The 24,537-nt window shown below is 60.1% G+C and carries 28 protein-coding genes and 1 tRNA gene; 6 read left to right on the top strand and 23 right to left on the bottom strand.

The window, feature by feature from the left end:
• The first annotated feature begins 68 nt into the window (after positions 1-68).
• The 3 genes from FHS83_RS15600 to FHS83_RS15590 are packed head-to-tail and all read left to right on the top strand — an operon-like array spanning position 69 to position 3,388.
• Positions 69-704 carry a sulfotransferase family 2 domain-containing protein gene (locus FHS83_RS15600; protein ID WP_167083854.1) on the top strand — a complete coding sequence of 212 codons (636 nt, stop codon included), beginning with the start codon at positions 69-71 and terminating at the stop codon, positions 702-704.
• Positions 701-2,620, top strand: coding sequence for a tetratricopeptide repeat-containing sulfotransferase family protein (locus FHS83_RS15595; protein WP_167083853.1), 1,920 nt, complete (start codon positions 701-703; stop codon positions 2,618-2,620). The genes FHS83_RS15600 and FHS83_RS15595 overlap by 4 nt, the downstream gene beginning before the upstream one ends.
• An 18-nt stretch (positions 2,621-2,638) precedes the next feature.
• Positions 2,639-3,388 (top strand): hypothetical protein, encoded by a 750-nt coding sequence (locus tag FHS83_RS15590; RefSeq protein ID WP_167083852.1) that lies wholly within the window; start codon positions 2,639-2,641, stop codon positions 3,386-3,388.
• Between the two features lie 12 nt (positions 3,389-3,400).
• On the opposite strand, the gene FHS83_RS15585 is transcribed toward FHS83_RS15590, so the two are convergent.
• From FHS83_RS15585 to FHS83_RS15545, 9 genes are all read right to left on the bottom strand, one after another.
• A complete protein-coding gene (locus FHS83_RS15585) occupies positions 3,401-4,633 on the bottom strand; it encodes an aminotransferase-like domain-containing protein (RefSeq protein ID WP_167083851.1) in 1,233 nt (410 codons plus the stop codon).
• Between the two features lie 259 nt (positions 4,634-4,892).
• A tRNA-Pro gene (locus FHS83_RS15580) sits at positions 4,893-4,970 on the bottom strand.
• A 225-nt stretch (positions 4,971-5,195) separates the two neighbouring features.
• Positions 5,196-5,675 (bottom strand): MerR family transcriptional regulator, encoded by a 480-nt coding sequence (locus FHS83_RS15575; protein WP_167083850.1) that lies wholly within the window; start codon positions 5,673-5,675, stop codon positions 5,196-5,198.
• Entirely contained in the window at positions 5,675-5,998 is a 324-nt protein-coding gene (locus tag FHS83_RS15570; RefSeq protein ID WP_167083849.1) for an integration host factor subunit alpha, read from the bottom strand. Before FHS83_RS15570 ends, FHS83_RS15575 begins: the two co-directional genes overlap by 1 nt.
• 104 nt (positions 5,999-6,102) lie before the next feature.
• Positions 6,103-7,086 (bottom strand): beta-ketoacyl-ACP synthase 3, encoded by a 984-nt coding sequence (locus tag FHS83_RS15565; protein WP_167083848.1) that lies wholly within the window; start codon positions 7,084-7,086, stop codon positions 6,103-6,105.
• Complete coding sequence (gene plsX, locus FHS83_RS15560; protein ID WP_208414897.1) at positions 7,083-8,117, bottom strand: phosphate acyltransferase PlsX; 1,035 nt, start codon at positions 8,115-8,117, stop codon at positions 7,083-7,085. The genes FHS83_RS15565 and plsX overlap by 4 nt, the downstream gene beginning before the upstream one ends.
• A 77-nt stretch (positions 8,118-8,194) precedes the next feature.
• Positions 8,195-8,377 (bottom strand): 50S ribosomal protein L32, encoded by a 183-nt coding sequence (gene rpmF / locus FHS83_RS15555; RefSeq protein WP_167083847.1) that lies wholly within the window; start codon positions 8,375-8,377, stop codon positions 8,195-8,197.
• Between the two features lie 120 nt (positions 8,378-8,497).
• Entirely contained in the window at positions 8,498-9,040 is a 543-nt protein-coding gene (locus FHS83_RS15550) for a YceD family protein (protein WP_167083846.1), read from the bottom strand.
• A gap of 21 nt (positions 9,041-9,061) precedes the next feature.
• A complete protein-coding gene (locus tag FHS83_RS15545; protein WP_167083845.1) occupies positions 9,062-9,568 on the bottom strand; it encodes a ubiquinol-cytochrome C chaperone family protein in 507 nt (168 codons plus the stop codon).
• Between the two features lie 127 nt (positions 9,569-9,695).
• Between FHS83_RS15545 and FHS83_RS15540 the strand changes: the two genes are divergently transcribed.
• Positions 9,696-10,181 (top strand): outer membrane protein assembly factor BamE, encoded by a 486-nt coding sequence (locus tag FHS83_RS15540; protein ID WP_167083844.1) that lies wholly within the window; start codon positions 9,696-9,698, stop codon positions 10,179-10,181.
• A gap of 292 nt (positions 10,182-10,473) precedes the next feature.
• On the opposite strand, the gene FHS83_RS15535 is transcribed toward FHS83_RS15540, so the two are convergent.
• From FHS83_RS15535 to thiL, 3 genes are all read right to left on the bottom strand, one after another.
• Positions 10,474-12,633, bottom strand: a complete 2,160-nt coding sequence (locus tag FHS83_RS15535) for a sodium-translocating pyrophosphatase (protein ID WP_167083843.1) — start codon at positions 12,631-12,633, stop codon at positions 10,474-10,476.
• A 140-nt stretch (positions 12,634-12,773) separates the two neighbouring features.
• Positions 12,774-13,391 carry a hypothetical protein gene (locus tag FHS83_RS15530; RefSeq protein ID WP_167083842.1) on the bottom strand — a complete coding sequence of 206 codons (618 nt, stop codon included), beginning with the start codon at positions 13,389-13,391 and terminating at the stop codon, positions 12,774-12,776.
• A gap of 84 nt (positions 13,392-13,475) precedes the next feature.
• Complete coding sequence (thiL, locus tag FHS83_RS15525; protein WP_167083841.1) at positions 13,476-14,459, bottom strand: thiamine-phosphate kinase; 984 nt, start codon at positions 14,457-14,459, stop codon at positions 13,476-13,478.
• A 212-nt stretch (positions 14,460-14,671) separates the two neighbouring features.
• Between thiL and FHS83_RS19695 the strand changes: the two genes are divergently transcribed.
• Positions 14,672-14,794, top strand: coding sequence for a hypothetical protein (locus FHS83_RS19695; RefSeq protein ID WP_279590105.1), 123 nt, complete (start codon positions 14,672-14,674; stop codon positions 14,792-14,794).
• Between the two features lie 98 nt (positions 14,795-14,892).
• Here FHS83_RS19695 and nusB read toward each other — a convergent pair whose 3' ends face one another.
• The 8 genes from nusB to glyA all read right to left on the bottom strand — a co-directional run bounded on the left by nusB (position 14,893) and on the right by glyA (position 20,971).
• The gene (gene nusB / locus FHS83_RS15520) at positions 14,893-15,375 is read right to left on the bottom strand and encodes a transcription antitermination factor NusB (RefSeq protein WP_167083840.1); all 483 of its coding nucleotides are present in this window, start codon (positions 15,373-15,375) and stop codon (positions 14,893-14,895) included.
• Positions 15,372-15,875 (bottom strand): 6,7-dimethyl-8-ribityllumazine synthase, encoded by a 504-nt coding sequence (ribH, locus tag FHS83_RS15515; protein WP_167083839.1) that lies wholly within the window; start codon positions 15,873-15,875, stop codon positions 15,372-15,374. Before ribH ends, nusB begins: the two co-directional genes overlap by 4 nt.
• Positions 15,823-16,929, bottom strand: a complete 1,107-nt coding sequence (gene ribB / locus FHS83_RS15510) for a 3,4-dihydroxy-2-butanone-4-phosphate synthase (RefSeq protein WP_167083838.1) — start codon at positions 16,927-16,929, stop codon at positions 15,823-15,825. Before ribB ends, ribH begins: the two co-directional genes overlap by 53 nt.
• A 12-nt stretch (positions 16,930-16,941) precedes the next feature.
• Complete coding sequence (locus FHS83_RS15505; RefSeq protein WP_167083837.1) at positions 16,942-17,535, bottom strand: riboflavin synthase; 594 nt, start codon at positions 17,533-17,535, stop codon at positions 16,942-16,944.
• A gap of 55 nt (positions 17,536-17,590) precedes the next feature.
• Positions 17,591-18,694: a bifunctional diaminohydroxyphosphoribosylaminopyrimidine deaminase/5-amino-6-(5-phosphoribosylamino)uracil reductase RibD gene (ribD, locus tag FHS83_RS15500; protein WP_208414895.1), complete on the bottom strand. Its 1,104-nt coding sequence runs from the start codon at positions 18,692-18,694 to the stop codon at positions 17,591-17,593.
• A gap of 50 nt (positions 18,695-18,744) precedes the next feature.
• Complete coding sequence (locus FHS83_RS15495; RefSeq protein WP_167083836.1) at positions 18,745-19,083, bottom strand: YbbC/YhhH family protein; 339 nt, start codon at positions 19,081-19,083, stop codon at positions 18,745-18,747.
• 72 nt (positions 19,084-19,155) lie between these two features.
• Positions 19,156-19,623: a transcriptional regulator NrdR gene (gene nrdR, locus FHS83_RS15490; RefSeq protein WP_167083835.1), complete on the bottom strand. Its 468-nt coding sequence runs from the start codon at positions 19,621-19,623 to the stop codon at positions 19,156-19,158.
• A gap of 55 nt (positions 19,624-19,678) precedes the next feature.
• Positions 19,679-20,971: a serine hydroxymethyltransferase gene (glyA, locus tag FHS83_RS15485; RefSeq protein ID WP_167083834.1), complete on the bottom strand. Its 1,293-nt coding sequence runs from the start codon at positions 20,969-20,971 to the stop codon at positions 19,679-19,681.
• Between the two features lie 365 nt (positions 20,972-21,336).
• On the opposite strand from glyA, the gene FHS83_RS15480 reads away from it, so the two are divergent.
• Positions 21,337-21,768: a Ros/MucR family transcriptional regulator gene (locus FHS83_RS15480; RefSeq protein ID WP_167083833.1), complete on the top strand. Its 432-nt coding sequence runs from the start codon at positions 21,337-21,339 to the stop codon at positions 21,766-21,768.
• A gap of 92 nt (positions 21,769-21,860) precedes the next feature.
• Here FHS83_RS15480 and hemA read toward each other — a convergent pair whose 3' ends face one another.
• The 3 genes from hemA to FHS83_RS15465 all read right to left on the bottom strand — a co-directional run bounded on the left by hemA (position 21,861) and on the right by FHS83_RS15465 (position 24,482).
• Positions 21,861-23,081, bottom strand: coding sequence for a 5-aminolevulinate synthase (gene hemA / locus FHS83_RS15475; protein ID WP_167083832.1), 1,221 nt, complete (start codon positions 23,079-23,081; stop codon positions 21,861-21,863).
• Positions 23,082-23,196: 115 nt separating this feature from the next.
• Complete coding sequence (locus FHS83_RS15470) at positions 23,197-23,841, bottom strand: DUF1345 domain-containing protein (protein WP_167083831.1); 645 nt, start codon at positions 23,839-23,841, stop codon at positions 23,197-23,199.
• Positions 23,842-23,969: 128 nt separating this feature from the next.
• On the bottom strand, positions 23,970-24,482 hold the full coding sequence (locus FHS83_RS15465) for a MarR family winged helix-turn-helix transcriptional regulator (RefSeq protein ID WP_208414894.1): 513 nt from the start codon (positions 24,480-24,482) through the stop codon (positions 23,970-23,972).
• Positions 24,483-24,537: the final 55 nt, after the last annotated feature.

The following is a 24,537-nucleotide window of genomic DNA, read 5'->3' as shown; positions in this document are numbered from 1 at the left end:
TGTACCTTTAATACACTCTCAGCGCGCCTCCTCCCTCGAGGGGGCGCGTTTCCCATATCAGGTGCCCCGTGATCATCTCCCACCGCCATCACTTCATCTTTGCCGCCGTGCCCAAGACCGGCACGCATTCCGTGCGCCGGGCTTTGCGCGAACAGATGAGCGGTGACGACCTCGAGCAGGTGGGATTATTCGTGGACAGACGTTTTCCCTGGGCCGATCTGGCTGCGCTTCAACATGGCCATCTTGCATTGCGACAGGTTCGCCCTCATCTCGGCCAGGATGCCTTCGGCAGATATTTCAAATTCGCCTTTGTGCGAAATCCGTTCGACCGCTTCGTCTCCTATTGCGCCTTCATGCTGCGCGGCGGGGATCTTTTTCGTCAGCAGCCGCGTGAGGTGATGCGCCATTTCCTGTTCCGCGACCCGCCGGAACAGCACATTCTTTTCCAAGCGCAAGCCTCGCTGCTTCTGGACGATGATGGCAAGACCTTGCTGACAGATATGGTCGGCCGGGTGGAAGACATGCAGGATTCCTATGAGGGGATCTGCGCCCGTATCGGAATTTCGTCCCGCCCGCTCGAGCGCGTGAACAGCACAACGCGCGGCGATTATCGCCAATATTATGATCGCGACCTGATCGATGGCGTTGCTGCGCGCTATGCCCAAGACCTGGAATTGTTCGGCTACAGCTTCGAGGGGAAATGATGAACACCATCGATTTTGCCGAGCGCGACGCTCTGTTGAAGAAGGCTATCGGCTTTCGCGCCGCAGGGCGCCTGCCGGAAGCTCTGACCACCCTCAAACTATTGCACTCTGTCCATCCCCGCTTTAGCCGCCTCCATCAGGAGCTGGGCCATTGCCATGTGCTCCTCAGGGATGGCCCAGCAGCCCTTGAAGCGCTGCGCGAAGCCGTACGCCTCAACCCCACTCTACCAGCAAGTTGGGATATGCTGGAACAGCTTTACCGGCTCGCGGGCTACACGGCAGAGGCTGAGCAGGCGGCAAGAAATCTCTCCACCTTGAAACAGCTTCCGCCGGAAGTGGTTGTGGCAAACAGCCTGTTTGCCGATAGCGATCTTGATCCGGCAGAAGATGTGATCCGCGAATACCTGCGCAAAGATAGTGGCAATGTCGGCGCCTTGCGCCTTTTGGCACGCATATGCCAAGCCCGCGGCGCGCTGGATGAGGCCGAGACGCTCTTCCGTGCGGTGCTGGTGCAGGCGCCGGACTACCATGCTGCACAGTTTGACTACGCCGCGCTTTTGTTAGAGCGGCAAAAACACTTGGCTGCGAGACAAGAGACCGAGAAACTACTCAAGCTGGAGCCCAAAAACCGCGCCTATCTCAAGCAATACGGCATGGCTTTGATCGGCTTGGGCGACCACGAACCAGTCATCGATGTCTGTGGGAAACTTCTTGCGGGGCAGTCATCAACAGGACCGGAAGCGGCGGATTTGCACTTGTGGCGCGCAGATGCGCTGAAGATTATCGGCCGCAGAGATGAGGCCATCGCAGAATATCACGCCGCTCTGGCGGCTCGGCCGGATTATGGCGTGGCCTGGTTTGGCCTTGCCAATCTGAAGACCTATCACTTCAGCGATACCGAACTCTCACGCCTGCGTGCTGCGGAAGCACAGCAAGGTATTGAGGACACGGATCGCGTCTATCTGTGCTTTGCCTTGGGCAAGGCCCTGGAAGACAGGAGCGACGTTGAATCCTCTTGGCAATATTACAAGCGGGGCAATGCCGTGCGGCGGGCGACCAGCCGCTGGCGCCCGGATATTGCCGAAGCTGCAGTAACACGGCTGAAGGAAACCTTCACGGCGGAGTTTTTCTCAGCGCGCAAAGATTGGGGCAGCGATGATGCTTCTCCCATCTTCGTCGTGGGGCTGCCGCGTTCGGGATCAACCTTGATCGAACAGATCCTCGCCTCCCATTCCCAAATCGAAGGCACGCAGGAACTGACGGAAATCGCGGGCTATATCGGCAAAATCTGCGGTCAGGACGGCCATTGCGGCCTGCCATCGAACCCCAAGGCGCTGCTTGAGCTTTCGGTCGAGGATGTGCGCGGGTTAGGTGAGCGCTTCATCGCGGAGACCCGCGCATACCTCAAACTGGGGCGCCCTTTCTTCATCGACAAGATGCCGAATAATTTCTGGCACATCGGTTTTATTCACCTGATCCTGCCGCGTGCCACCATCATAGATGTGCGCCGTGAGCCCATGGCCTGTTGCTTCAGCAATCTGAAACAGCTCTTCGGCACGACCAATCAGGAATTCAGCTACGATGCCCGCCACATCGCGCGGTACTATCGCAGTTATCTCGATCTTATGCGCCATTGGAATGCCGTACTGCCGGACCGGGTTCTGAAACTGCACTACGAGGATGTGGTGGAAGACCTTGAAGGCAGTGTTCAGCGGTTGCTCTCGTATTCCGGGCTCCCGTTCGAGCAAGCCTGTTTAGAGTTCCACAACACGCGGCGCAGCGTGCGAACGCCAAGCTCCGAGCAAGTGCGCCAGCCCATCAGCCGAAATGGCCTCGACCAATGGCAGAACTATGTGCCCTGGCTTGCGCCGCTGCGTGAAGCGCTGGGCGATGCATTGACCACCTATAAAGACTGAATGCGGATGGGGAACGATATGTTTTCAGAGACATTGGACTTTTCGGTTTCGGCGCGCGGCAAAACCATGTCGAATTCCATTGCCGCCTTTCTCGCTATCTTCTTCGAAGACATCCCCGTCAAGTCGGTCTTCGCCTTTCGGGAATACACCCCACTCTATGGTGGACGCATCTATCACGGCCCGGAGCTTTCCGATGCCGACATTCATTGGATGTACGATAACGGCATCGGTTATCGCATTCCGCTGCAAAATATCGTGACGTCGCGCGAGGAATATCTTTCGAGCAAGCCGTTTCTTGCCAAATATCACCGCAAGGGTAATTCGGTCATCGTCGCGCGCGCTGAACTCGCCCGCTGGATACGCGAGGACTTCCCGGATTTCGAACTTGAAGCTTCCGTGATCAACCAGGTGCGCACGCTCGATAAGCTTTCGAGCTTCCTGGAAAACTATGATGTTGTGGTGCTGCATCCCATCATGAATGACGATCTTGCGGGGCTTTCCACCATCGCCGACAAGTCCCGCATACGCCTCTTCGTCAATGCGGGCTGCATGTATCAGTGCCCGACGATGGAGTGTTACGGCTCGATCTCACGCATGAACAAGCTGGTGCCCAATACGGAATTCAAGTGCGCGCAGGACCATGTGCCGGAATACGCCGAGGCGCGGCTGACAGCGGAGGGCATGACCGAATTCGATACCGCGGCCTTGGTGAATTTGGGCTTCACGCGCTTTAAGCGTATGCGCAACAAATCCAACACCGCATACTAGCCTTCCCTTGCTTCAAGCCGCGTGCGTCATCTCAGCCATTTCCAGCTTCAGGATCGACGCCAGACGCTTGATGCCTTCATCGATCTTGGCAGGTTCGCTCAAGGAGAAGCTCAAGCGGATGGTATTGCGGCAGGAGCGATCTGCGAAGAACGCCGCGCCCGGCACGAAGGCGACCCGCCCCTCTTCTATGCAGCGCTTGAGAAGCTCTGCACCATCGATCCCTTCCGGCAATGTCACCCAGACGAACATTCCACCTTCCGGGCGCGTGAAGTGGATGCCTTTGGGCATGTGTCGGTCGAGCGCGGCCAGCATGGCATCCCGCCGCGCGCGATAAACCCGCCGCATATTCGCTGCCAGATCTTCAATGCGCGCCGAAGCAACCTCATGCATGACCATCTGGTTCAAGGTGGAGACATGCAGGTCGCTCGCTTGCTTCATCAGCACCAGCTTCTGAATGACCGGCTTGGCGGCCACGATCCAGCCGATGCGCAGTGCCGGAACTATACTCTTGGAGAAGGTGCCGCAATAAAGCACCTTGCAGTGATCGATCCCGCCAGCGCGCTGAGCCGCCAGTGCCAAGAGCGACGGCACGCGTTCGCCGTCATAGCGCAGCTTTTCGTAAGCACTGTCCTCCACCAGGGGTAAATCGAGTTCCGCCGCCGTATCGAGCAGGCGCTCACGTTCGGCAAGGCTGAGGCTGGTGCCGGTCGGGTTCTGGAATTCCGGCATCACATAACCGAATTTCGGCTTGGCGGCGCCTTGGCTAGTATAGCTTTCCAAGGTGCGATTGGAATTCTCCCCTGGGAGCACATCGAAACGCGGTTCATAGCTGCTGAAGGCTTGCAAGGCGCCAAGATAGGTCGGCCATGCCACAAGCATGCTGTCTCCTGGCGAAATGAACAGCTTGCCAACGAAATCGAGAGCCTGCTGCGAGCCATTGGTGATGAGAATGTTCTCAGGCGTGCAGGCGACACCCAGCCGGCCCATATATCCCGCCAGCCATTCGCGCAGCGGCAGATAACCTTCGCTGATGGAATATTGCAGCGCCACCGCCGAGAGCTGCGGATCGCCGAGAATGCGCTGATAGGCTTGGGCAATCTCCTCGCGCGGAAACAGCGCGGGATCCGGAATACCGCCAGCAAAGGAGATGATGTCGGGCTGATCCAGAAGCTTCAGCAATTCACGGATTTCCGACGCCTGCATATGGGAAACACGCGTCGCATAATGCTCGGACCAATCTGACATCACATTCCTCTAAACATTACGCATGGGCTGAATGGGCTGCCTGATCGGCCGCCGCCCTCGCTTACGACTTATAATTTCATGATTTCATTCAGGCTAGATATTTTAATGCGACACATAGGGCCAATTTCAGAATTTAGCGTCAGATATAGATAGGCAAAGGCGTCAGCGGCACTCCAGAGAAGGAATGGGCATGCGTGGAAGAGCTGCTACGCCTTGAGCGCAGGCAGACTGGCGGCGAAATGGATGTGTTTGAATGGAATGGTCGGAGCGAGAGGATTCGAACCTCCGACCCCCAGTCCCCCAGACTGGTGCGCTAACCAGACTGCGCCACGCTCCGACCTCATCGCGGGAAACCCGCGGGTCTGACCGGTTCGCTGGTTGGGCGACCGGTCAATTTGACGGTCTCACTCCTCTTTCGAGGGGGCGACCGCCGGGGGAAATTCCTTGAAGGGGTACCTCAAGGGCGGCGGACTATAGTGGCCGATGCCTCGAAGGGCAACCGCAGAAACCGCCGCAAGATCATGTTTTTTGAGGATTTTTGAGAAAATCTGACGCGGGCTTCTCAGAACTGGAAACGCGGCGCCTGGCGCAGGCGCGCCTTGAGCTGTACCAGCTCAGCCAGGAGAATCTCGAGCTTCTCACGCTCTTCCTCAGCCAGATCGCGGCCACGGCGGAAGGCGAGCACGGCTCCCTCTTTCTTGGGGCGCGGCGCGGCAGGCACCAGCGACTGGCGGCCGACATCGGCAACGAAACGGGCACCCTTCTCGCGCAAGAGCTTCTGCACGCCCTTGATGGTGTAGCCGTCGGAATAGAGAAGGCTTCGGATTCCGCGCAGAAGATCGACGTCCTCCGGGCGGTAATAGCGGCGCCCACCGGCGCGCTTGGTCGGCTTTATCTGCGAAAAGCGGCTTTCCCAGAAGCGCAGCACATGCTGCGGCACGTCCAGCTCCACCGACACTTCACTGATGGTACGGAACGCTTCAGGAGATTTAACTGACGCGGCCTTGTTCGCATCAAGGCCGGCTACCACCGCAAGCGACATCAATCGGCCTCGTCATAGCCATCGGGCGGCGTTTGCCCGTTGATTACCGCCTTCAGCACATGGCTGGGACGGAAAACCAACACCCGGCGCGGCGCAATCGGAACCTCGTCGCCCGTTTTGGGATTGCGGCCCATGCGTTGCGATTTCTGGCGCACCGCGAAGGTCCCGAAAGAGGAGAGCTTTACCGTTTCCCCGCGCACCAGCGCCGAGCACAGCTCTTCCAAAATGTCTTCCACCATCTGGGCAGATTCGTTACGCGAAAGCCCAACCGCCTGGAACACCGCCTCGGTGAGGTCGGCACGCGTGAGAGTAGTTGTGGTCATGGCAGAAGCCGAATCCCTGGTTCTGGAGGTAAACGTAAACAGAACAGGGATTTTCCGTCAACATCAAAGGTTTAAGACGGGGCTTTACAGGTTTCTGCGAACTGCTACCAGCGAATCAGCCCGGCGCCCCAGGTCATACCCCCCCCGAGGGCCTCTAGCAGGACGAGTTGACCGGGTTTGATGCGCCCGTCACCGACCGCGGTGGCCAGCGCCAGCGGCACCGAAGCCGCCGAGGTATTGCCATGCAGCGCCACGGTGGAAATCACCTTGGAGGCATCCACGTTCAGCTTCTTGGCGATACCATCAAGAATGCGCTGGTTGGCCTGATGCGGCACAAACCAGTCGATCTCCTCCACCGGAACGCCCGCAGCTTTTGCGGAAGCTTCAATGGCGACGGAGATGTTGTTGACGGCGTGCTTGAAGACTTCCTTGCCCATCATGCGCAGATGGCCAGTGGTGCCGGTCGAAGACGGCCCGCCATCGACATAGAGCAAGTCATGCATGCGGCCATCGGAGAAGAGCTGCGTATTGAGAATACCGCGATCGGCCGCCGTACCCTGCCCCTCACCCGCGTTGAGCACGATCGCGCCCGCGCCATCACCGAAGAGCACGCAAGTTGAACGGTCTTCCCAATCGAGCAAGCGGCTCATGGTTTCGGCGCCAATCACCAAGGCGCTGCGCGCCTGTCCCGATTTGATAAAGTTATCCGCGGTAGCGAGCGCATAGATGAAGCCCGAACACACCGCCTGCACATCGAAAGCAAAGCCGCGCGTTATGCCGAGGCGCGCCTGCACCATGGTGCCGACACTCGGAAAGGTCTCATCCGGCGTGGTGGTGGCGACCACGACCATATCAATATCGGCGGCGGTGCAGCCCGCGTTTTTGAGCGCAGCTTCTGCAGCTTTTACCGCGAGATCAGACGTCTTTTCGCCCTCAGCCGCGAAGTGGCGCTGGCGAATGCCGGTGCGGGTACGGATCCACTCATCAGAGGTATCCATCCGCTGGGCGAAGTCATTATTGGTGACGATGTTCTCCGGCAGATAAGCGCCATAGCCAAGAACATGCGAGCGGATCACGGAGCGGGTCACGGCAGCGCCGCCTCGGGCACTACACCCGCACGGTCGGCCGCGATGGATTTGTTCACGCCGCCCACCGCCATATCGATAGCCGTATCGATGGCATAGGCGAAGCCCAGCGCATCCGAACCGCCATGGCTTTTGACGACAATGCCGTTGAGGCCGAGCATCAAGCCGCCGCCCGCCGCGCGCGGATCGAGCTTACGCTTCAAGGCGAGCAAAGCGCCAGAGGCGAGCACGGCACCAAGCCGCGAGAGGAAGGAGCGTTTCAAGGCGCTGCGCAAATAGAAGGAGATCAGCTTAGCCGTGCCTTCCACCGTCTTCAGCGTGACATTGCCGGTGAAGCCGTCGGTGACAGCGACATCGACCACGCCTTCAGCGATGTGATTGCCTTCAATGAAGCCGACGAATTCCATCGGCAGCTTGGCTTCGCGCAAGATAGCAGCCGCGCCGCGTACAGCGTCATGGCCTTTCATATCCTCGGAGCCGACATTGAGAAGGCCAACCTTGGGACGCGGCAGGCCGAGCACAGCGCGCGCGAAGGCTTCACCCATAACGGCGAAATCGACGAGCTGTTCGGCATCGCATTCGATATTGGCGCCGCAATCGAGCACCACCGTCTGACCGCGCTGGGTGGGCCAGACAGAAGCAATGGCAGGACGGGAGATCCCATCCACCAAGCCGAGATTGTACATGCCCATGGCCATCAGCGCGCCGGTATTGCCTGCGGAAACGACCGCTTCGGCCTCACCGGTCTTCACCGATTCGATGGCATGCCACATGGAGGAGTCGCGACGGCGGCGCAGCGCATAGGACGGCTTTTCGTCCATCGCCACGCGCGTCGGTGCATGGCGCACAGACACGTTCGTGCTGAACCTGCCTTTGCGCTTGGCAATCAGCTCATGCAGCACGGTTTCATCACCGTGCAGGATGAACTTGACCTCCGGGTGGCGCTGCAAAGAGCGCACCAATGCGGATATGACGATCGAAGGGCCGGCATCACCGCCCATCGCATCAATCGATACCGTCAATTCGCCGGCCAAGATTCACCTGTCCCTATGCGGGCCGCTTAATGAGGGCCGCGGCCCCTAAAGCGGGCCGCATGACGCGACCCGGGTCCTTAGGCTTTCGCTTCAGCAGCGACTTCACGGCCATCGTAATGACCGCAGGAGCCGCAGACATGATGCGGGCGCTTGGGCTCGCCGCAATTCGGGCACTCATTGTAGGAAACCGGCGCCAGTGCATGATGCGACCGACGCATGTTGCGCGCAGACGGCGACTTTTTTCTCTTTGGGACCGCCATGGCGGATACCTACTCCATCGGTGCCCCGTGCCTCGCGGCAGGGGGCGGTAAAAGCAGGCGCGGGAGGTAGCAGGAAACGGCCCAAAGTTTCAAGCGGCAAAAACACCGTCTATTTTGCGATTATTCCTTGCCCTTTAAGGCCTTGAGCACTGCAAAAGGGCTTTCTGGCAGGGTTTCTGTGGCCGGGGGTGGCTCAAAAGCCGCACCTTCCTTGCGTGCATAAGGGTCAATCGCAAGAACAAATTCCTCGAGCAAAGGCGTCGCAAGGTCATAATCCAGGCTGGTAATGACCTCCGGAACGTCCTCATCGCCGGCGGAAAGGGTCAATTCGCCGGTTTCTTCTACCTTACGTGGCATCAAATGCAGCTCTCGCGCGATTTCGCGGGTGAGATGCGATTCGATTGGTTCCAGCGTGACGACGCAGGCCTGCACGATGTCCGCCGTAAGCTCGGCGGCATAGGAAAATCGGTTCTGGCCAATCCGTTTCAGATGCACGGCGGCGGAAAACCGCTTCACCTCACGCACATCGGCCCAGACGGCAAGCGCCTTCAGAACATCGGCGGGGGCCTCCACCTTAATGTCGGAGCCGGCCTGGGTGAGATCGCCCAGATCGAACATATGGATGAAGGGGGTATCAACGTCTTTATCGCTGCCTGAAGCCATGAGAGGTACTCGGATTAAGTGTTAAGGGCTGCCCGGCAAGGGACCGAAATCCACGCCGCCGTCCGGGCTCACCTTTAGGATCTGTTTCGCCGCTAAGACGTAATCTGCCACAGCGCCGATGCAAGCGGGGAGTTCTCCGCGATAGAGGTTGCGCACAAGCGCCTCGCCCATCGTGGCTGGGTCGGTGGCAGCCTCATAGGCCGCAAGACGGCCATAAAAGGCATCCGCCATCTGTTTCATCCGCCGCCCCATGGCGATGTCCCCTGCCCCAAGCTCGCGCAGCGCCTCGTCAAAGGCGGTAAAGAGGCGGTCTACCAGCGCTTGCGCGAGCTTTGTGCGCCCCTCCTCCTTTAGCCGGCTGAGCACAAGATAGGCGTGCAGCGTGAGAAGATCGAAGCGGCCATCGAAACTATCCGGCACGGCCAAGGTGACGAAAAAGAAAGGTTCGCGCGACCGCGCCACGATGCCCGCATAGGTCCGCGCCGCGTGGGTTTTGATCTGCTTGCTCTGGCGAAGCGCGTTCAGCATGATAGGTCTTGCCTACGGGAAAGCCTTGCAACAGGCTCGGCCCAAGGCTAGCACATTTACCGCCGTTCCAAGGCTGTGGATGGCGTTTTACAGTGTGCGCCTGACTTCACCTGACAGGGATTACTCGATGAACCGCCTTTCCGTTTCCACAGCCGTCCTGGTGGTCGGCCTCCTTTCGGCAGGCTGCACGCCGGTGGTCAGCAACCGCGGCTATATCCAGAATCTCGACGCGGAAGCGGGTGTCGCCATCGGAACCGATACCAAGACCGCCATAGAGCAGAAGCTCGGCGATCCATCCGTGCAGGCGGCCTTTGGTGGCGATGCCTGGTACTACATCACCCAGACCGAAAAGCAGGTCGCCTTCTTCACGCCTTCGGTGCTGAACCGGCACATCCTGGCCGTCTATTTCGACAAGGAAGGCAAGGTCAGCGACATGAAGCATTACGGCCTGGAAGACGGCAACGTGATCGCGTTTGAGACCCGCACCACGCCCACGCGCGGGCGCGAGCTCACCTTCCTGCAGCAGCTCTTCAACGCCACACCGGGCGTTCCTGGCGGCTATGGCAGCCAGCAGGAACAGAACCCTGGCGGCGGCGGCGGTCCGGGCCGGTAAGCTCCGGATCGACCTGGCAGACGGCTCGCGCAAGCGGGCCGTTTTTGTTTAGGCTGACATCTTAGCTTTGGCTGTCATCCCGGCCGCAGCGCGTGCGAGCCAAAGCGAGCCGCGCGCAGAGCCGGGATCCACTTCAAAATCTGCGCAGGCGCAAAAGTGGATCCCGGATCGCGCCCGCGTGCCGGACTTCAAACTCAGCATGGGCGCGTCCGGGATGACAAATTCTCTCTACGGCCAAACAAAAAGCGCCGGGGTTTCGCCCGGCGCTTCGCATTTATACGTGTACGGATGATCAGAAATTCGCCAGCGCGGCGAGCAGAAGCAGCGCCACGATGTTGGTGATCTTGATCATCGGGTTGACGGCAGGACCTGCGGTATCCTTGTAGGGATCGCCGACGGTATCGCCCGTCACAGCGGCTTTGTGGGCGTCGGAGCCCTTGCCGCCGAAATGGCCGTCTTCGATGTACTTCTTGGCGTTATCCCACGCGCCGCCGCCCGAGGTCATCGAGATAGCGACAAAGAGACCGGTCACGATCACGCCAAGCAGCATGGCACCGAGCGCGTTGAAGGCTTCCACCTTCGCCGCAGAATCGCCGCCCGCCGCATAGAAGACCACGAAGTAGAGCACGATCGGGGACAGCACCGGCAACAACGAGGGGATCTGCATCTCCTTGATCGCCGCCTTGGTCAGCATGTCCACGGCCTTGCCGTAGTCAGGCTTCTGGGTGCCTTCCATGATGCCGGGCATTTCCTTGAACTGGCGGCGCACCTCTTCCACCACGGCGCCCGCGGCGCGGCCCACAGCCGTCATCGCGATACCACCAAAGAGGTAGGGAAGCAGACCACCGAAGAACAAGCCAACCACGACCCAAGGATCGTTGAGGCCGAAGGTCGGCTGCGTCACATCCGCGAAATAGCCTACCTTCTGGGTGATGAAGTATTTCAGGTCTTCGGTATAAGCGGCGAAGAGCACCAGCGCGCCAAGACCGGCGGAACCAATGGCATAGCCCTTGGTCACGGCCTTGGTGGTGTTGCCCACCGCGTCGAGCGCATCAGTCGTCTTGCGCACATCGCCTTCGAGGCCCGACATTTCTGCAATGCCGCCCGCGTTATCGGTGACAGGACCGAAAGCATCGAGCGCCACGATCATGCCCGCCAGCGAGAGCATCGTCGACACCGCGATGGCGATACCGAAAAGGCCCGCCAACAGATAGGTGGCGATAATGCCGACGCAGATCACGAGGGCGACCGGCGCGGTCGATTCCATCGAGATGGCGAGGCCTTGGATCACGTTGGTGCCGTGGCCCGTGACAGAAGCCTTGGCAATCGACGTTACCGGGCGCTTGCCGGTGCCGGTGTAATACTCGGTGATCCAGATCAGCAGACCCGTGACGGCCAGACCGACGACACCGCAGAGGAACAGACTGGTGCCGGTGAAGGTCTTGGTACCCGCAGCAACGAGATCGGCGCTGACGCCGCCCGGAAGGATCGCGTTCATCAGGAAGTAAAGGCCGATGAGCGAGAGAATGCCCGTGGCCAGAACGCCCTTATAAAGCGCGCCCATGATGTTGTTGGACTTGCCGAGCTTCACGAAGAAAGTGCCGATGATCGAGGTGATGATCGCCATACCGTTGATCGCCAGCGGCAGGAGCATCAGCGCGGTCTTCTGATCACCCGTGAAATAGATCGAGGCCAAGACCATGGTGGCGACGGTCGTCACCGCATAGGTCTCGAACAGGTCAGCGGCCATGCCCGCGCAGTCGCCCACATTGTCACCGACGTTATCGGCGATGGTGGCCGGGTTGCGTGGATCATCTTCCGGAATACCGGCTTCGACCTTGCCCACCATATCGCCGCCGACATCTGCACCCTTGGTGAAGATACCGCCGCCGAGACGGGCGAAGATCGAAATCAGCGACGCACCGAAGCCCAAGGACACGAGCGAATTCTGCACGATACGGGCATCAGCTTCCGCATTGGCGGCATCCGCGCCAAGACCAAGCACCTGCGTCAGGATCAGATAATAGCCAGCCACGCCGATGAGGCCGAGGCCGACCACCAGGAGACCGGTTACCGCACCGGACCGGAACGCCAGCGACAGGCCAGCCGCGAGCCCCTGACGGGCCGCTTCAGCCGTGCGCACATTGGCGCGCACAGACACGTTCATGCCGACATAACCGGCCGCCCCCGAAAGCACCGCGCCGATCAAGAAGCCCACCGCCGGCTGCCAGCCGAGCAGAATGAGCGCCAGAACGAAAATCACGACGCCGACAATGGCGATGGTGGTGTATTGGCGATTGAGATAGGCGCGTGCGCCTTCTTGGATGGCCCCGGCGATTTCCTGCATCCGGGCATTGCCTGCACTTTTCGACAGGACCGAGCGCACCGTCAGCCAACCATAGACCAACGCTGCCAGGCCGCAGGCCAAGGCTGCATAAATGTAAAGTTCCATGATCTCCCCTTACTTGTCGTATTCTTGGCCGGCGCATGCGGCCAGAGCCGAGGTCCGGGACAGGGTGCTGTTTTTTATCCTGCCGGGAAGAAGGCGGAGTTGGTATGCCAAATGGCTAAAGCAGACGCAACGAGTCTGCCTTATTTCGGACGCGATTTCTTTGTGTCGCCCTTCTGGACAGCGGTGTCTTTTGGAGCGGTTTTAGCGTCCGCACCGCTCTTTGCCGCAGCCCCCTCAGCACCCGGCTTGGTCTCGGCGCCGGCTTTGCCCGCGGGCGCCTGTTCCGGCGGCGGCACCCCGCCATCGGTCGAATCGGAGGGATGCAGTGGGGCATATTTGATCTCGGTGAAGATCACCGTGACGATGCGCTTGTCGCCTGCGATCCGCTTGGCGTTGGTGGTGAGGCGCTGGGCCAAGAGGTCCTTGTCCACGGCCTTGGGATCACTCGCCAGGCTGATGGCGCGCGCGTTCACCTCGCGCACATTGGCGTCTTGAAGGAAGGCCAGCTTCTCGCGCACGACAATCGCCGCATCGGTCGAGCTGCAGACCACCTTGCTGGAAATGTAGGAATAGCCGAGCAATTTGCCATCCAGGCTCATGGGCGCGACCAGATAGGGCATTTCGACCGTGGTGCCGGGTTCGGGCTTCTTGGCCTTGGCCCCGCCCTCTTCCTTCTCTCCGGACGCAAGCGCAGGCCAAGCGAGAACCGCCGAGACCAGAAGGGCAAAGGCCAGAAAGGGAGAGAGGAGCGCGCGCATGCGGTCAGCCTCGCAAAACGAGTCTAACAGAGGGTTACCGAAACAAAATTGCTCAGCAGTCGAGACGGAAAATCGCCGCTGACTCTAGAAGTGCACAAAGCCCGGACGGGGCACCGGAACGACGTTTCCGGCGGCGTTCAGCAGCACAACGCCATCGCCCGGCGCGGTGTAACCGATCTTAGTGACCGTTACCCCACCTAACGAAAATGCCGCAGGCAGCCCGGCACTCAAAGGTGCCGTGAAGGCGATCTCGTAATCGTCTCCGGCGGTCGCGGCGCGCACGATTCCGTCCTGACCGGGCCAGAGCGCGGCAAGCTCGGGGGAGCGTGGAATAGCCTCCGCCTCGAGAACGATGCTGAGCTTGGAGACCTCGGCGATGTGGCCGAGATCGGCGATAAGCCCGTCTGAAACATCCAGCGCGGCTGACGCCAGGCGACGCAATTCTTTTCCTAAGGCCAAGCGCGGCGTGGGACGGCGATAGCGCTCGATAAGGAAGGAGTTCCCGGAGGCAATTTCGTTCCCGGGCGAAGACGCGATTCTGCCCTGCAAAAGCTGCAAGCCTCCGCCAGCGTCGCCAATCGTTCCACTGACATAGACCGCCTCGCCCGGACGTGCCCCGCCGCGTTTGAGCATAACGCCTTTGGGAGCTGTGCCGAGCGCGGTGATCGCAATAGTGAGCGGACCAGGTGTGGCCGTTGTGTCACCGCCGAGAAGCGAAATGCCGAAGCGGGTTTGATCCGCTTCCAGACCGCGCGCGAAAGCGGCAATCCAATTTTCCTCAATTTGCCGCGGCAGCGCGAGGGCCATCAAATAACCGCGCGGCGTGGCGCCCTTGGAAGCAAGATCGGAGAGGTTGACCCGTAAGGCCTTGGCCGCAATCAGTTCTGGCGGATCGTCGGGCAGAAAATGCACGCCTTCCACCAGCGCATCCGCGGTGATGATGGTCTCGCGCCCTGCCTCTTCCTCGAGCACGCAGGCGTCGTCTTTGAGCCCCAGCGCGGCCCTATCGGTGGCCAGCGGCGCGAAGTAACGGGCGATCAGTGCAAATTCGGAAATGCTGCGGTTCAATTCTGGAAGACCTTGGCGCCTTGAACGGCCTCTTGCCGCCCTTATATCCAAGCCATCCTAAACGGGATCAACCAGCCGCGAAACGGCGCAGTCACAGAAGGCCATTTTGGCACCCATATTTCGCCACGCTTTTGCCCCTAGCTGTTGGAGCGGCGCGTGAAACAAAGGACGAGATCGGGGCGTTAAAAGCGCAAAGGAGAATGGAGAGTGTCATGAACCGCAGCAATAGCCAGAACCCCGTCCGTACCGTGATTGTCAGCGCCATGGGCCTGACCCCGGTGGGTATCGTATCCGGCATGATGCTGATGCAGATACTGGGCATCTGGACGTATTGATCGCGCTCTTGCGCCATCGCAGCGATTTTGTGCGCCTAAAAGCGATTTGGCCGCCCGATGAGGCGGCCATTGCTTTAACTGACTAGACCTCGACGTTTCTAGAAGTCCCCTTCTGGGGCTTTCTCGCCGAACTCTGCGGCGCGCTTCCTATGCGCCAGCTTGTCGAGCGCAGCGTTGATGAAGGGCATCTCCTGCTCGGCCTCGAAGCCCTTGGCGAGCTCGACATATTCATCAATCACGACTTTGGCCGGAACATCGGCGCGCGCGATCAGTTCATAAGCACCTGAACGCAGGATCGCGCGCACAATGGAATCCACCCGCGACAGGCGCCAGTTGGCGGCAAGACATTTGCTCAAGGCATCATCGATCTCAGCCTGACGTGCAGGCACGCCGTGCACGAGGTCGGCGAAGAACTCCTCATCCGGTTCGCCGGGCGTCACCTCGGGCTCGCGGCGAAAGCGGAAGGAGGAAAACTCCTCCGTAACGCTGTCGGCATCCACGCCGGTAATTTCCATTTGATAAAGCGCCTGCACGACGGCCAAACGGGCCGCCCTGCGGGCCAGACTGTCACTATTAATCATCGACGCATACCAAGACGGGATTTCAAACCAATCAATGCAAGACAAGCGCGCGCGGCATCGCCGCCCTTGTCGCCCTGCTCGCGATCCGCGCGCACCAGGGCCTGTTCCTCGTTCTCGACGGTGAGAATGCCGTTGCCAACCGCGAGGCCGTAATTGAGGCCGAGATCCATCAAGGCGCGACCGGATTCACCCGCCACGATCTCGAAATGGAAGGTCTCGCCCCGGATGACGCAACCGAGCGCGATATAACCGTCGTAATGCTTGCCGCCATGCTCGCCGCCCTTCATCGCATAGTAGATGGTCGGCGGGATTTCGAGCGCGCCGGGAACGGCCACACTGTCGAAATAGGCCCCGCCCCGCTCCAGCGCCGCGGTGGCGCCATCGAGCAGCTTGCGGCTGATCTCAGGGTAAAAGGTCGCCTCAACAATCAGGATGTTGGGCTTGAAGTCAGTCGCGTCCGCGGATCGGGTGCGTGCCGACGAGGTTGAGACCGTAACCATCGAGTGCCACCACTTTCTTTTCGGGGGTATCGGTGAGGAGGATCATGTTCTTTACGCCGAGGTCGAGCAAGATTTGGGCGCCTACGCCCGACTCCCTGACATTGCGGCGGTCGTCTTCGGAGAGCCGCTTCAACACGACATCCGTGACGAAAGTGGGGCGCGGCTGGCGCAAAAGCACCACCACACCCGAACCTTTATGGGCGACGATGCGCATGGATTCAGCAAGCGTATCGCGAGCGCCATGCGCCTCGCCCAGAAGATCGGACAGCACGTTGATGGCGTGCATGCGTACAAGCACCGGCTCATCACCGGAGATGTCGCCCTTCACCAGCGCGATATGCTCGGCATATTCCATGGTGTTCACATACACCACCATCTTCCATTCACCGCCGTAATGGCTTTCGAAGACGCTTTCGGCGCTGCGCTTGACGAAGTGATCATAGCGGCGGCGATAGGCGATCAAATCCGCAATGGTACCGATCTTGAGCCCGTGGAGCTGGGCGAAGGACACCAAGTCCGGCAGACGCGCCATGGTGCCGTCGTCATTCATGATCTCGCAGATCACGCCCGAGGGGTTGAGCCCCGCCATGCGCGAAATATCGACCGCGGCTTCGGTATGGCCGGAGCGCACCAGCGTGCCGCCTTCGCGCGCCACCAGCGGAAAGACATGGCCCGGCATGACGATATCGCCCGGGCCTTTGGAAGGGTCGATGGCGACCGCCACGGTATGGGCACGGTCATGGGCGGAGATGCCGGTAGTGACGCCTTCCTTCGCCTCGATAGAAACCGTGAAGGCCGTCTTGTGCGGGGCGGCGTTGAACTGCGTCATCATCGGGATCTGCAGCTTCTCGGCGCGATCCTGGGTAATGGTGAGGCAGATCAGGCCACGGCCATGCTTGGCCATGAAGTTGATCGCTTCGGGCGTCGCCATCTGCGCGGGGATGTAGAGATCGCCTTCGTTCTCGCGATCCTCGGCATCCACCAGAATGACCATTTTGCCGTTACGCGCGGCATCAATGATTTCTTCGATGGGCGAAATATACTGGCGATACATGCGCGCTCCCGCTCAGCCCTTGACCAGACGCGCCACATAGCGCGCGATGGTATCGATCTCGAGATTGACCTTCATGCCGGGCTTGAGCTGCCCGAAGGTCGTGACCTCCTGGGTATGCGGGATGACATTGATCCCGAAACGGTTGCCATCCACTTCGTTGACCGTCAGCGAGACGCCATCGAGCGCCACCGAACCCTTTTCGGCGATGAATTTGGCAAGCGGCTTGGGCACCTCGAACAGCATGCGGGTGGATTCGCCCTCGGTGTGCATTTCCACGAGCTCAGCGAGGCCATCGACATGGCCGGAGACGATATGGCCGCCAAGCTCGTCGCCGACTTTCAGCGGCAGCTCGAGATTGACCTTGGTACCCGTCTTCCAGGTGCCGATCACGGTCTTGGAGAGGGTTTCAGCAGAAGCCGTCACGGCGAACCAAGGATCGCTATCAGGGCCGCGTTCCACAACCGTCAGGCAGGTGCCCGCACAGGCCACCGAGCCGCCCATGGGCAGCTTATCCATCGTGTAGTGGGTGGCGATCACGATATGGGTATCGCCGCGCTTTTCAATCTGCCGGACCTCGCCGACATCGGTAACGATTCCAGTGAACATGGCTTCCTGCTTTGCCGCCGGGTTGAAGAAAAACGGCTAATCCGAGGGTACTTATCTAGTCCTCGGTCGCGTAGCTTACCAGTAGGTCGGCCCCAAGGCTGCGCCTAGCGGTCATTTTGAGGCGGGGAGCCTCGGAAAGCGCCAGCGCCGCCAGGGTATCCACTGAGGGATGGCCCGATCCGCCGAGAATCAGGGGGGCCGAAAAGACCTCCAGCCGGTCGGCGAAACCATGGTCCAGGAAGGAGGCATGGATCGACGCCCCGCCCTCGACCAAGAGGCGGGTGATGCCCCTGTTCGCCAGCGCGGCGAGAACCTCTTCCAGCCGGGGACGGCCGATGGCGTCGCGCCCGACCCGCACAACCTCCACCCCGCAGGTGAGCAAGCCGCCGCCGCCCTCAGAGGCCGAGGTGAAGACCAGGGTCGGGATCTGCTGAGCGGTCTGGGCGAGCTTTGACCACTCGTTCAACTTGAGACGGGAATCCAGCACCACCCGGACCGGCGAGCGATCTTCCAGCCCCGGCAGGCGGCAGGTAAGCGTCGGATCATCGGCCACCGCCGTGCCGGAGCCGACCAGAATGGCGTCATGGGTGGCGCGCAGAAGGTGGCCATAAGCCCGCGCGGGCTCGCCAGTGATCCAGCGGCTTTCGCCGGTGGCGGTGGCGATACGGCCATCCAGGCTCTGGGCGATTTTGAGGGTCACCAGCGGGCGGTTTTTAAGGGTCTTGAGGAAGAAGCCGGCGTTGATTTCGGCGGCCTCCGCGCGGCAGAGCCCCTCTTCCACTTCAATTCCGGCGACCCGCAACATGGCGAGGCCCCGGCCATTCACACGCGGATCGGGATCGCCGATCGCCACCACGACGCGAACCACGCCTGCCGCGATCAGGGCGTTGGCGCAAGGCGGCGTCTTGCCGATGTGCGAACAGGGCTCGAGCGTGACATAAGCGGTGGCGCCGCGCGCCGCTTCGCCCGCTTGGGCCAGGGCCTCAGTCTCCGCATGGGGCCGCCCGCCCCGCGCGGTGCGCCCACGGCCAACCACAACGCCGTCTTTGACCAGAACACAGCCCACCGCCGGATTAGGCGCCACGATCCCCAACGACCGCCGCGCCAAGCGCAAGGCGTGCTGCATGTGGGGGAGATCAAGGTGGTTATCCTGCCCCATCTTACGGCCCAACCGGTATTTGGTTCACGCGGAGACGCGGAGACGCGGAGCTACTTACCATGGGATACACGCAACACACGTCCATCGTCTTTACGAAGTTCTATCACCGCCACGCCACCGCCCCAACCGCGCGGCAGTGAGCCCGATACGACCCAAACATCGCCCTTAAGCATCGCCTTAAAGGGGCGCTCAGAGCGGATTTTATTGCTTCCATAGATGGGTGTCAGAATGGCCTCAGCAACCGAAATCGCCGTGCGCTCGTCCGGCACAAATCCCTGCGGCGGCGTATAAGAATGCTCGGCGATTGCGACCGAAGAAAACAATAGGGCAAAGACCACCGCCCAAGCTGTCTTCGAGAATAGGCTGGGTTCCCTATGGGACAAATTCATATATCTCCCATCGCCCCCACCCGAAGCGCGTCGCGCTTCGACCTCCCCGCAAGGGGGAGGTAAAAGTGGTCGTCAATCCTTGTCTTCCACCCCGCCGTGGATTTCGCCGAGGATCGTTTCGAAGTCTTTGGCTTCGCGAAAGTTCTTGTAGACGGAGGCGAAGCGGACATAGGCGACTTTGTCGAGGCTGGAGAGCGCTTGCATCACCAGCTCGCCAATCATCGGCGACGGGACTTCGTTTTCCCCCATGCTTTCTAGGCGGCGCACAATGCCGGTGATCATGCGATCAACCCGCTCGCGCTCCACCGGCCGCTTGCGCAGCGCATGGGTGACGGAGCGCTCGAGCTTGTCGCGATCGAAAGGCTCGCGCCGCCCGCTTTTCTTCACCACGATCAATTCGCGCAACTGAACGCGTTCGAAGGTGGTGAAACGCCCACCGCATTCCGGGCAATGACGCCGCCGCCTGATGGCGGAGTTGTCCTCGCTCGGGCGGCTGTCTTTGACCTGGGTGTCGTCGTGACCACAAAAGGGGCAGCGCATTGTTGGACCTTTGGACTATCCGAGTGGATGGGCCTGACGGATTAGAGTCTCACCCTCAAGCGTAAATCGGGAAACGGCTGCAAAGCTCGCGGACACGAGCGCGCACCTTGGCCTCGACCTCGGCATCGCCCTCATCACCCTTTTTGCCAAGAGCGTCGACGACCTCGATGATCAGATTGCCAATTTCCTTGAATTCGACGGCACCGAAACCGCGCGTCGTCCCTGCCGGCGTGCCGAGACGGATGCCGGAGGTGATGGTGTATTTCTCGGTGTCGAACGGGATCGAGTTCTTGTTGCAGGTGATATAGGCGCGGTCGAGCGCCTTCTCGGCGGCGCGGCCGTTGGTGCCCTTGGGGCGCAGATCGACCAGCATCAAATGGGTGTCGGTGCCGCCAGAGACGATATCGAGACCGCCAGCATGCAGCGTCTCGGCGAGAACTTTCGCATTCTCAACAACGGCTTTGGCGTAGATCTTAAACTCAGGCTTGAGGGCTTCCCCGAAGGCCACGGCCTTGGCGGCGATGACATGCATCAAGGGGCCGCCCTGCAGACCGGGGAAGACCGCGGAGTTGATCTTCTTGCCGAGCGCTTCATCGCGGCTCAGCACCATACCACCGCGCGGACCGCGCAGGGTCTTGTGGGTGGTGGTCGTGACGACATGTGCGAAATCAAGCGGATTGGGATGTACCCCGCCTGCCACCAGACCCGCGAAGTGGGCCATGTCGACCATGAAATAGGCGCCAACTTCATCGGCGATGGCACGGAAGCGCGCGAAATCGGGAATACGCGGATAAGCCGAGCCACCCGCGATGATGATCTTCGGCTTGTGTTCCTTGGCGAGCGCCTCCACCTCGTCCATGTCGATGCGGTGGTCCTGGCGGCGGACCTTATAGCCCAACGGCTTGAACCACTTGCCCGACTGGTTGGCGGGTGAGCCGTGCGTCAGGTGCCCGCCGCAGGACAAATCGAGACCGAGGAAGGTATCGCCAGGCTGCAGAAGCGCCATGAAGACCGATTGGTTCGCCTGGGCGCCGGAATGGGGCTGGACGTTGGCGAAGGTGGCGCCAAACAATTCGCATGCGCGCTTGATCGCGAGCTCTTCCGCAACATCAACGTATTCGCAACCACCATAATAGCGGCGGCCCGGATAACCCTCAGCGTATTTGTTGGTCAGAACAGAGCCTTGCGCATCCAAAACGGCCTTGGAGACAATATTTTCGGACGCGATCAGCTCGATCTTTTCTTGCTGACGCTTGAGCTCGTCACCGATGGCGGATGCCAACTCAGGATCGGCTTCAACCAAAGATTTCTCGAAAAATGCGCTACGCCCGGCCACGCTCGCCTCCATAATCGCCGCTACTACCCTTTTATGCCCGGGCCTCATGCGCCACGGAGCATGTTGGGGTGGTACGCGTACCTCTTTACCAAATCTAGCGCCAGCCCCTAACGCACCGGACGCTACCGCTTCGCGCAGATTCGCCCGAATCGAAATAAACAACCCTAGCTTTAGGGAAATTCATTTCCGATGTGATTTCTAGCAAGAATAGAGGACATTATTTCCGTTTACTAATAGGAAGATTTGCCAAATCAAGCGAGCTGTTATTACAGTCATTGCGTCGCTCAATACCAAACTCAAATCTTGCGAGTACTTGATTCGCGAGACCAAACATTCAGCATCAGGCGACGGGTGCGGAAGGTAAGGCGCGTTTTCCGATGGACAGCAGCAAAAGCTCAGAGCTTTTGAAACTGGCGAGCGACATTGTCGCCGCCTATGTGAGTAACAATCCTCTGCCCGTCGGCGAATTGCCCGCTGTCATCAAAAGCGTGCACGCCACCCTGGGCACCTTGAATGGCGGTATTGCGTCCCTGCCCGACGCCGAAGCGAGTGGCCAGAAACCTGCCGTACCGGTCAAAAAATCGGTCACGCCTGATTATTTGATCTGCCTGGAAGACGGGAAGCGGCTGAAGATGCTGAAGCGCTATCTGCGCTCGCGCTATGGCCTCTCGCCCGACCAATACCGCGCCAAATGGGGCCTGCCGCCCGATTATCCTATGGTGGCCTCCAATTACGCGGCCCGCCGCTCGGAATTCGCCAAAAAGATCGGCCTTGGACGCCCGGCCGCCAAAAGCCGCCGCCGGAGCTAATCAGTCCTATAGATCAGTAGATCAGGCCTTAAAGAAAAAGGGGCGCTGCGATAGCGCCCCTTTTTGTGTCTGAATGCCGAAACCAGCCGAGCTCAGGCGGCGCGGCGCAGCGCGTGATACTTCCACAGCTCGTTCAGCGCGCCCACCAGCTTCTGCATCATCGCATCGGTGTGGAGTGGGCCCGGCGTGAAGCGCAGACGCTCGGTGCCGCGCGGCACAGTCGGGTAATTGATCGGCTGAACGTAGATATCGTAGTCGCGCAGAAGCGCATCCGAGACCGCTTTGCAGCAGGTCGGCTCGCCCACCATCACCGGCACGATATGGCTTGGCGATTCGATCACCGGTAGGCCCGATTCCTTCAGCATCCGCTTCAGCTTGGCGGCGGCGGCCTGTTGGCCTTCGCGCTCCGCATCGCTTTCTTTGAGATGGCGAATCGAGGCGATCGCGCCAGCGCAAATGACCGGCGCCAGCGAGGTCGAGAAAATGAATCCGGGCGCATAAGAGCGGATCGCATCGACAATCTCGGCCTTCGCCGTGATGTAGCCGCCCATAACGCCGATTGCCTTGCCCAGGGTGCCTTCCACGATATCGATGCGGCTCATGGTGCCATCACGGCCCGCCACGCCCGAACCGCGCGGCCCATACATGCCGACGGCGTGCACTTCATCGATATAGGTCAGGGCGCCGTATTTCTCGGCGAGGTCGCAAATCGCTTCCGTAGGACCGAAATCGCCATCCATTGAATAAACGCCTTCAAAGGCGATCACTTTCGGACGGCTGGGATCGATCGACTGCAAAATCTCTTCGAGATGGGCCACATCGTTGTGGCGGAAGATCTTCTTTTCGGCGCCCGAGCGGCGGATGCCCTCGATCATCGAGTTGTGGTTCAACGCATCCGAAATCAGGACGACATTGGGCAGGATCTTCGCAAGCGTCGACAGGGTGGTGTCATTTGAGACGTAGCCCGACGTGAAGGTCAGCGCCGCTTCCTTGCCATGCAAATCCGCGAGCTCTCGCTCCAATTCGACGTGGTAATGAGTCGTGCCCGAGATATTGCGCGTACCGCCCGCCCCGGCTCCCACCTCTTCCAGCGCGGTGTGCATGGCCTGAAGCACCTTGGGGTGCTGGCCCATGCCGAGATAGTCGTTGGAGCACCAGATGGTGATGGTTTTGCGGCTGCCGTCCGGGGCTACAAAGTCGGCCGTCGGGAAATTGCCTCTCTTTCGCAACAAGTCGGCGAAAACCCGATATCGCCCTTCATTTTTGAGCTCGGAAAGGGATTCCTGAAACCGACTAAGGTACGGATAGGCCATTGTTTTTACTCTTCTCAGCCGAACGGCGGTACGATTTGGAATTTTATCGTTTCAAAACAAGGTTGCAATTACGGAAAGCGCCTACATTGTCACAGGCGGGAGGTTGTGCTCGCCGTTAATGCCCGCCTGCTACCGCATTTACCACCAGCGCGATGAGCACGGTATTGAAAAAGAACGATACCAAGGAATGGCCGGTCACCGCCCTGCGCATGTCACGCCCCGCCACCTGCACATCAGAAACCTGTGCTGTCATACCTATGACGAAGGAGAAATAGGCAAAATCCCATATGTCGGGTTCTTCTGTTCCGGGAAATTGCAGCGCCCTGCCCGGCTCGCCCGGCCCCGGCGGATCGAAGTAGTGCAGGTTGGCGTAATGGAAGGTCATGATGGTATGCAATACAAACCATCCCAGCGGAGCCGCCGCAACCAGAAGCACGAGCGAGGCGGTGCCCATGGCCGATCCGTGATCGAGGGCGAGAACGACGGAGGCGATGTCAATCCCGATCACGCCGAGCGCGATCGCCACCACGAGGAGGATGCCCTCGTCCTGCATCGCAGCCCGTTTTTTCCATTCGGCGGTGGTATAGGTCAGGAGCATCCGCAAAGCTCCGAGGAGATAAACCACGAAGAAGGCATCTCCCGCGGCAACGACGGGCTCAGGCCCATGCCACAACGTGCCCCCCGTGAAGACAGCCAGTCCCACCGCGGCCGCCGTGTAAAAGCGGGTGTGATGATAGAGATGGGCCTTGTTGAGACGCACGCGACTTCCCCCAGAAGTGACTCGCGAAGCCTCTCATGAGTCGGCGCCGATTACGCCCCTGAATAAGACTATGGCCCGCGCTCCACTTAAGGAGGCGGGCCATAGCAACCAGGAACTCACGTTCGGGCTTAAAGCCGGAAACGAACCTGATCTATCCAGAAGCGCTCAATACGGCGCAATGAGGCGTTCATGTTCTCGAGGTCCGAATTGGCCACGTTGCCGACGGCCTCAAGCGAGCCAAGATGGCGCCCGAACAGCTCGCGCAGCATATCGCGCACAATCTCGCCCTTCTTGGTCAGACGCACCAACACCGAGCGGCGGTCCACTTCGGAGCGCTCGTGGTGGATATAGCCCAGATCTACAAGCTTTTTCAGATTGTAGGAGACGTTGGAGCCAAGGTAATGGCCGCGGGTGCGAAGCTCGCCGGCCGTCAGTTCCTGGTCGCCCACATTGAACAGGAGCAGGGCCTGCACGGAATTGATCTCGCGCTCGTCCCGACGGTCGAGTTCGTCCTTGATCACGTCGAGCAACTGACGATGCAGGCGCTCAACAAGGTTGAGGGTTTCGAGATAGTACTTTGCTTGCTCGCGTGCGCCATCAACCGCGGCCGCCGCTAGCGGTCTTGCCAGTGCCGTCATCATCTTCCCCCCCATTTTTTTGGGGGCCCACCAATTATTTTGTGATGCCAGCGTAGGC

It is taken from the genome of Rhizomicrobium palustre, assembly GCF_011761565.1.
GTDB classification, from domain to species: domain Bacteria; phylum Pseudomonadota; class Alphaproteobacteria; order Micropepsales; family Micropepsaceae; genus Rhizomicrobium; species Rhizomicrobium palustre.
The sequence above is the reverse complement of the archived record's forward strand: the minus strand, read 5'-3'. Positions and strand labels throughout refer to the sequence as shown.

Bases quoted from the DNA above. Each gene is read 5' to 3' on its own strand.
- FHS83_RS15550 (WP_167083846.1), bottom strand. From the start codon at position 9,040: ATGGCTTCAGGCAGCGATAAAGACGTTGATACCCCCTTCATCCATATG.
- glyA (WP_167083834.1), bottom strand. From the start codon at position 20,971: ATGGAGGCGAGCGTGGCCGGGCGTAGCGCATTTTTCGAGAAATCTTTG.
- ribB (WP_167083838.1), bottom strand. From the start codon at position 16,929: ATGTATCGCCAGTATATTTCGCCCATCGAAGAAATCATTGATGCCGCG.
- FHS83_RS19695 (WP_279590105.1), top strand. From the start codon at position 14,672: ATGAACCGCAGCAATAGCCAGAACCCCGTCCGTACCGTGATTGTCAGC.
- FHS83_RS15505 (WP_167083837.1), bottom strand. From the start codon at position 17,535: ATGTTCACTGGAATCGTTACCGATGTCGGCGAGGTCCGGCAGATTGAA.
- FHS83_RS15595 (WP_167083853.1), top strand. From the start codon at position 701: ATGATGAACACCATCGATTTTGCCGAGCGCGACGCTCTGTTGAAGAAG.
- FHS83_RS15480 (WP_167083833.1), top strand. From the start codon at position 21,337: ATGGACAGCAGCAAAAGCTCAGAGCTTTTGAAACTGGCGAGCGACATT.
- FHS83_RS15495 (WP_167083836.1), bottom strand. From the start codon at position 19,083: ATGAATTTGTCCCATAGGGAACCCAGCCTATTCTCGAAGACAGCTTGG.
- FHS83_RS15585 (WP_167083851.1), bottom strand. From the start codon at position 4,633: ATGTCAGATTGGTCCGAGCATTATGCGACGCGTGTTTCCCATATGCAG.
- nrdR (WP_167083835.1), bottom strand. From the start codon at position 19,623: ATGCGCTGCCCCTTTTGTGGTCACGACGACACCCAGGTCAAAGACAGC.
- FHS83_RS15540 (WP_167083844.1), top strand. From the start codon at position 9,696: ATGAACCGCCTTTCCGTTTCCACAGCCGTCCTGGTGGTCGGCCTCCTT.
- FHS83_RS15575 (WP_167083850.1), bottom strand. From the start codon at position 5,675: ATGTCGCTTGCGGTGGTAGCCGGCCTTGATGCGAACAAGGCCGCGTCA.
- rpmF (WP_167083847.1), bottom strand. From the start codon at position 8,377: ATGGCGGTCCCAAAGAGAAAAAAGTCGCCGTCTGCGCGCAACATGCGT.
- ribH (WP_167083839.1), bottom strand. From the start codon at position 15,875: ATGGTTACGGTCTCAACCTCGTCGGCACGCACCCGATCCGCGGACGCG.
- FHS83_RS15465 (WP_208414894.1), bottom strand. From the start codon at position 24,482: ATGATGACGGCACTGGCAAGACCGCTAGCGGCGGCCGCGGTTGATGGC.
- nusB (WP_167083840.1), bottom strand. From the start codon at position 15,375: ATGATTAATAGTGACAGTCTGGCCCGCAGGGCGGCCCGTTTGGCCGTC.
- ribD (WP_208414895.1), bottom strand. From the start codon at position 18,694: ATGGGGCAGGATAACCACCTTGATCTCCCCCACATGCAGCACGCCTTG.
- FHS83_RS15590 (WP_167083852.1), top strand. From the start codon at position 2,639: ATGTTTTCAGAGACATTGGACTTTTCGGTTTCGGCGCGCGGCAAAACC.
- FHS83_RS15530 (WP_167083842.1), bottom strand. From the start codon at position 13,391: ATGCGCGCGCTCCTCTCTCCCTTTCTGGCCTTTGCCCTTCTGGTCTCG.
- hemA (WP_167083832.1), bottom strand. From the start codon at position 23,081: ATGGCCTATCCGTACCTTAGTCGGTTTCAGGAATCCCTTTCCGAGCTC.
- FHS83_RS15570 (WP_167083849.1), bottom strand. From the start codon at position 5,998: ATGACCACAACTACTCTCACGCGTGCCGACCTCACCGAGGCGGTGTTC.
- FHS83_RS15535 (WP_167083843.1), bottom strand. From the start codon at position 12,633: ATGGAACTTTACATTTATGCAGCCTTGGCCTGCGGCCTGGCAGCGTTG.
- FHS83_RS15545 (WP_167083845.1), bottom strand. From the start codon at position 9,568: ATGCTGAACGCGCTTCGCCAGAGCAAGCAGATCAAAACCCACGCGGCG.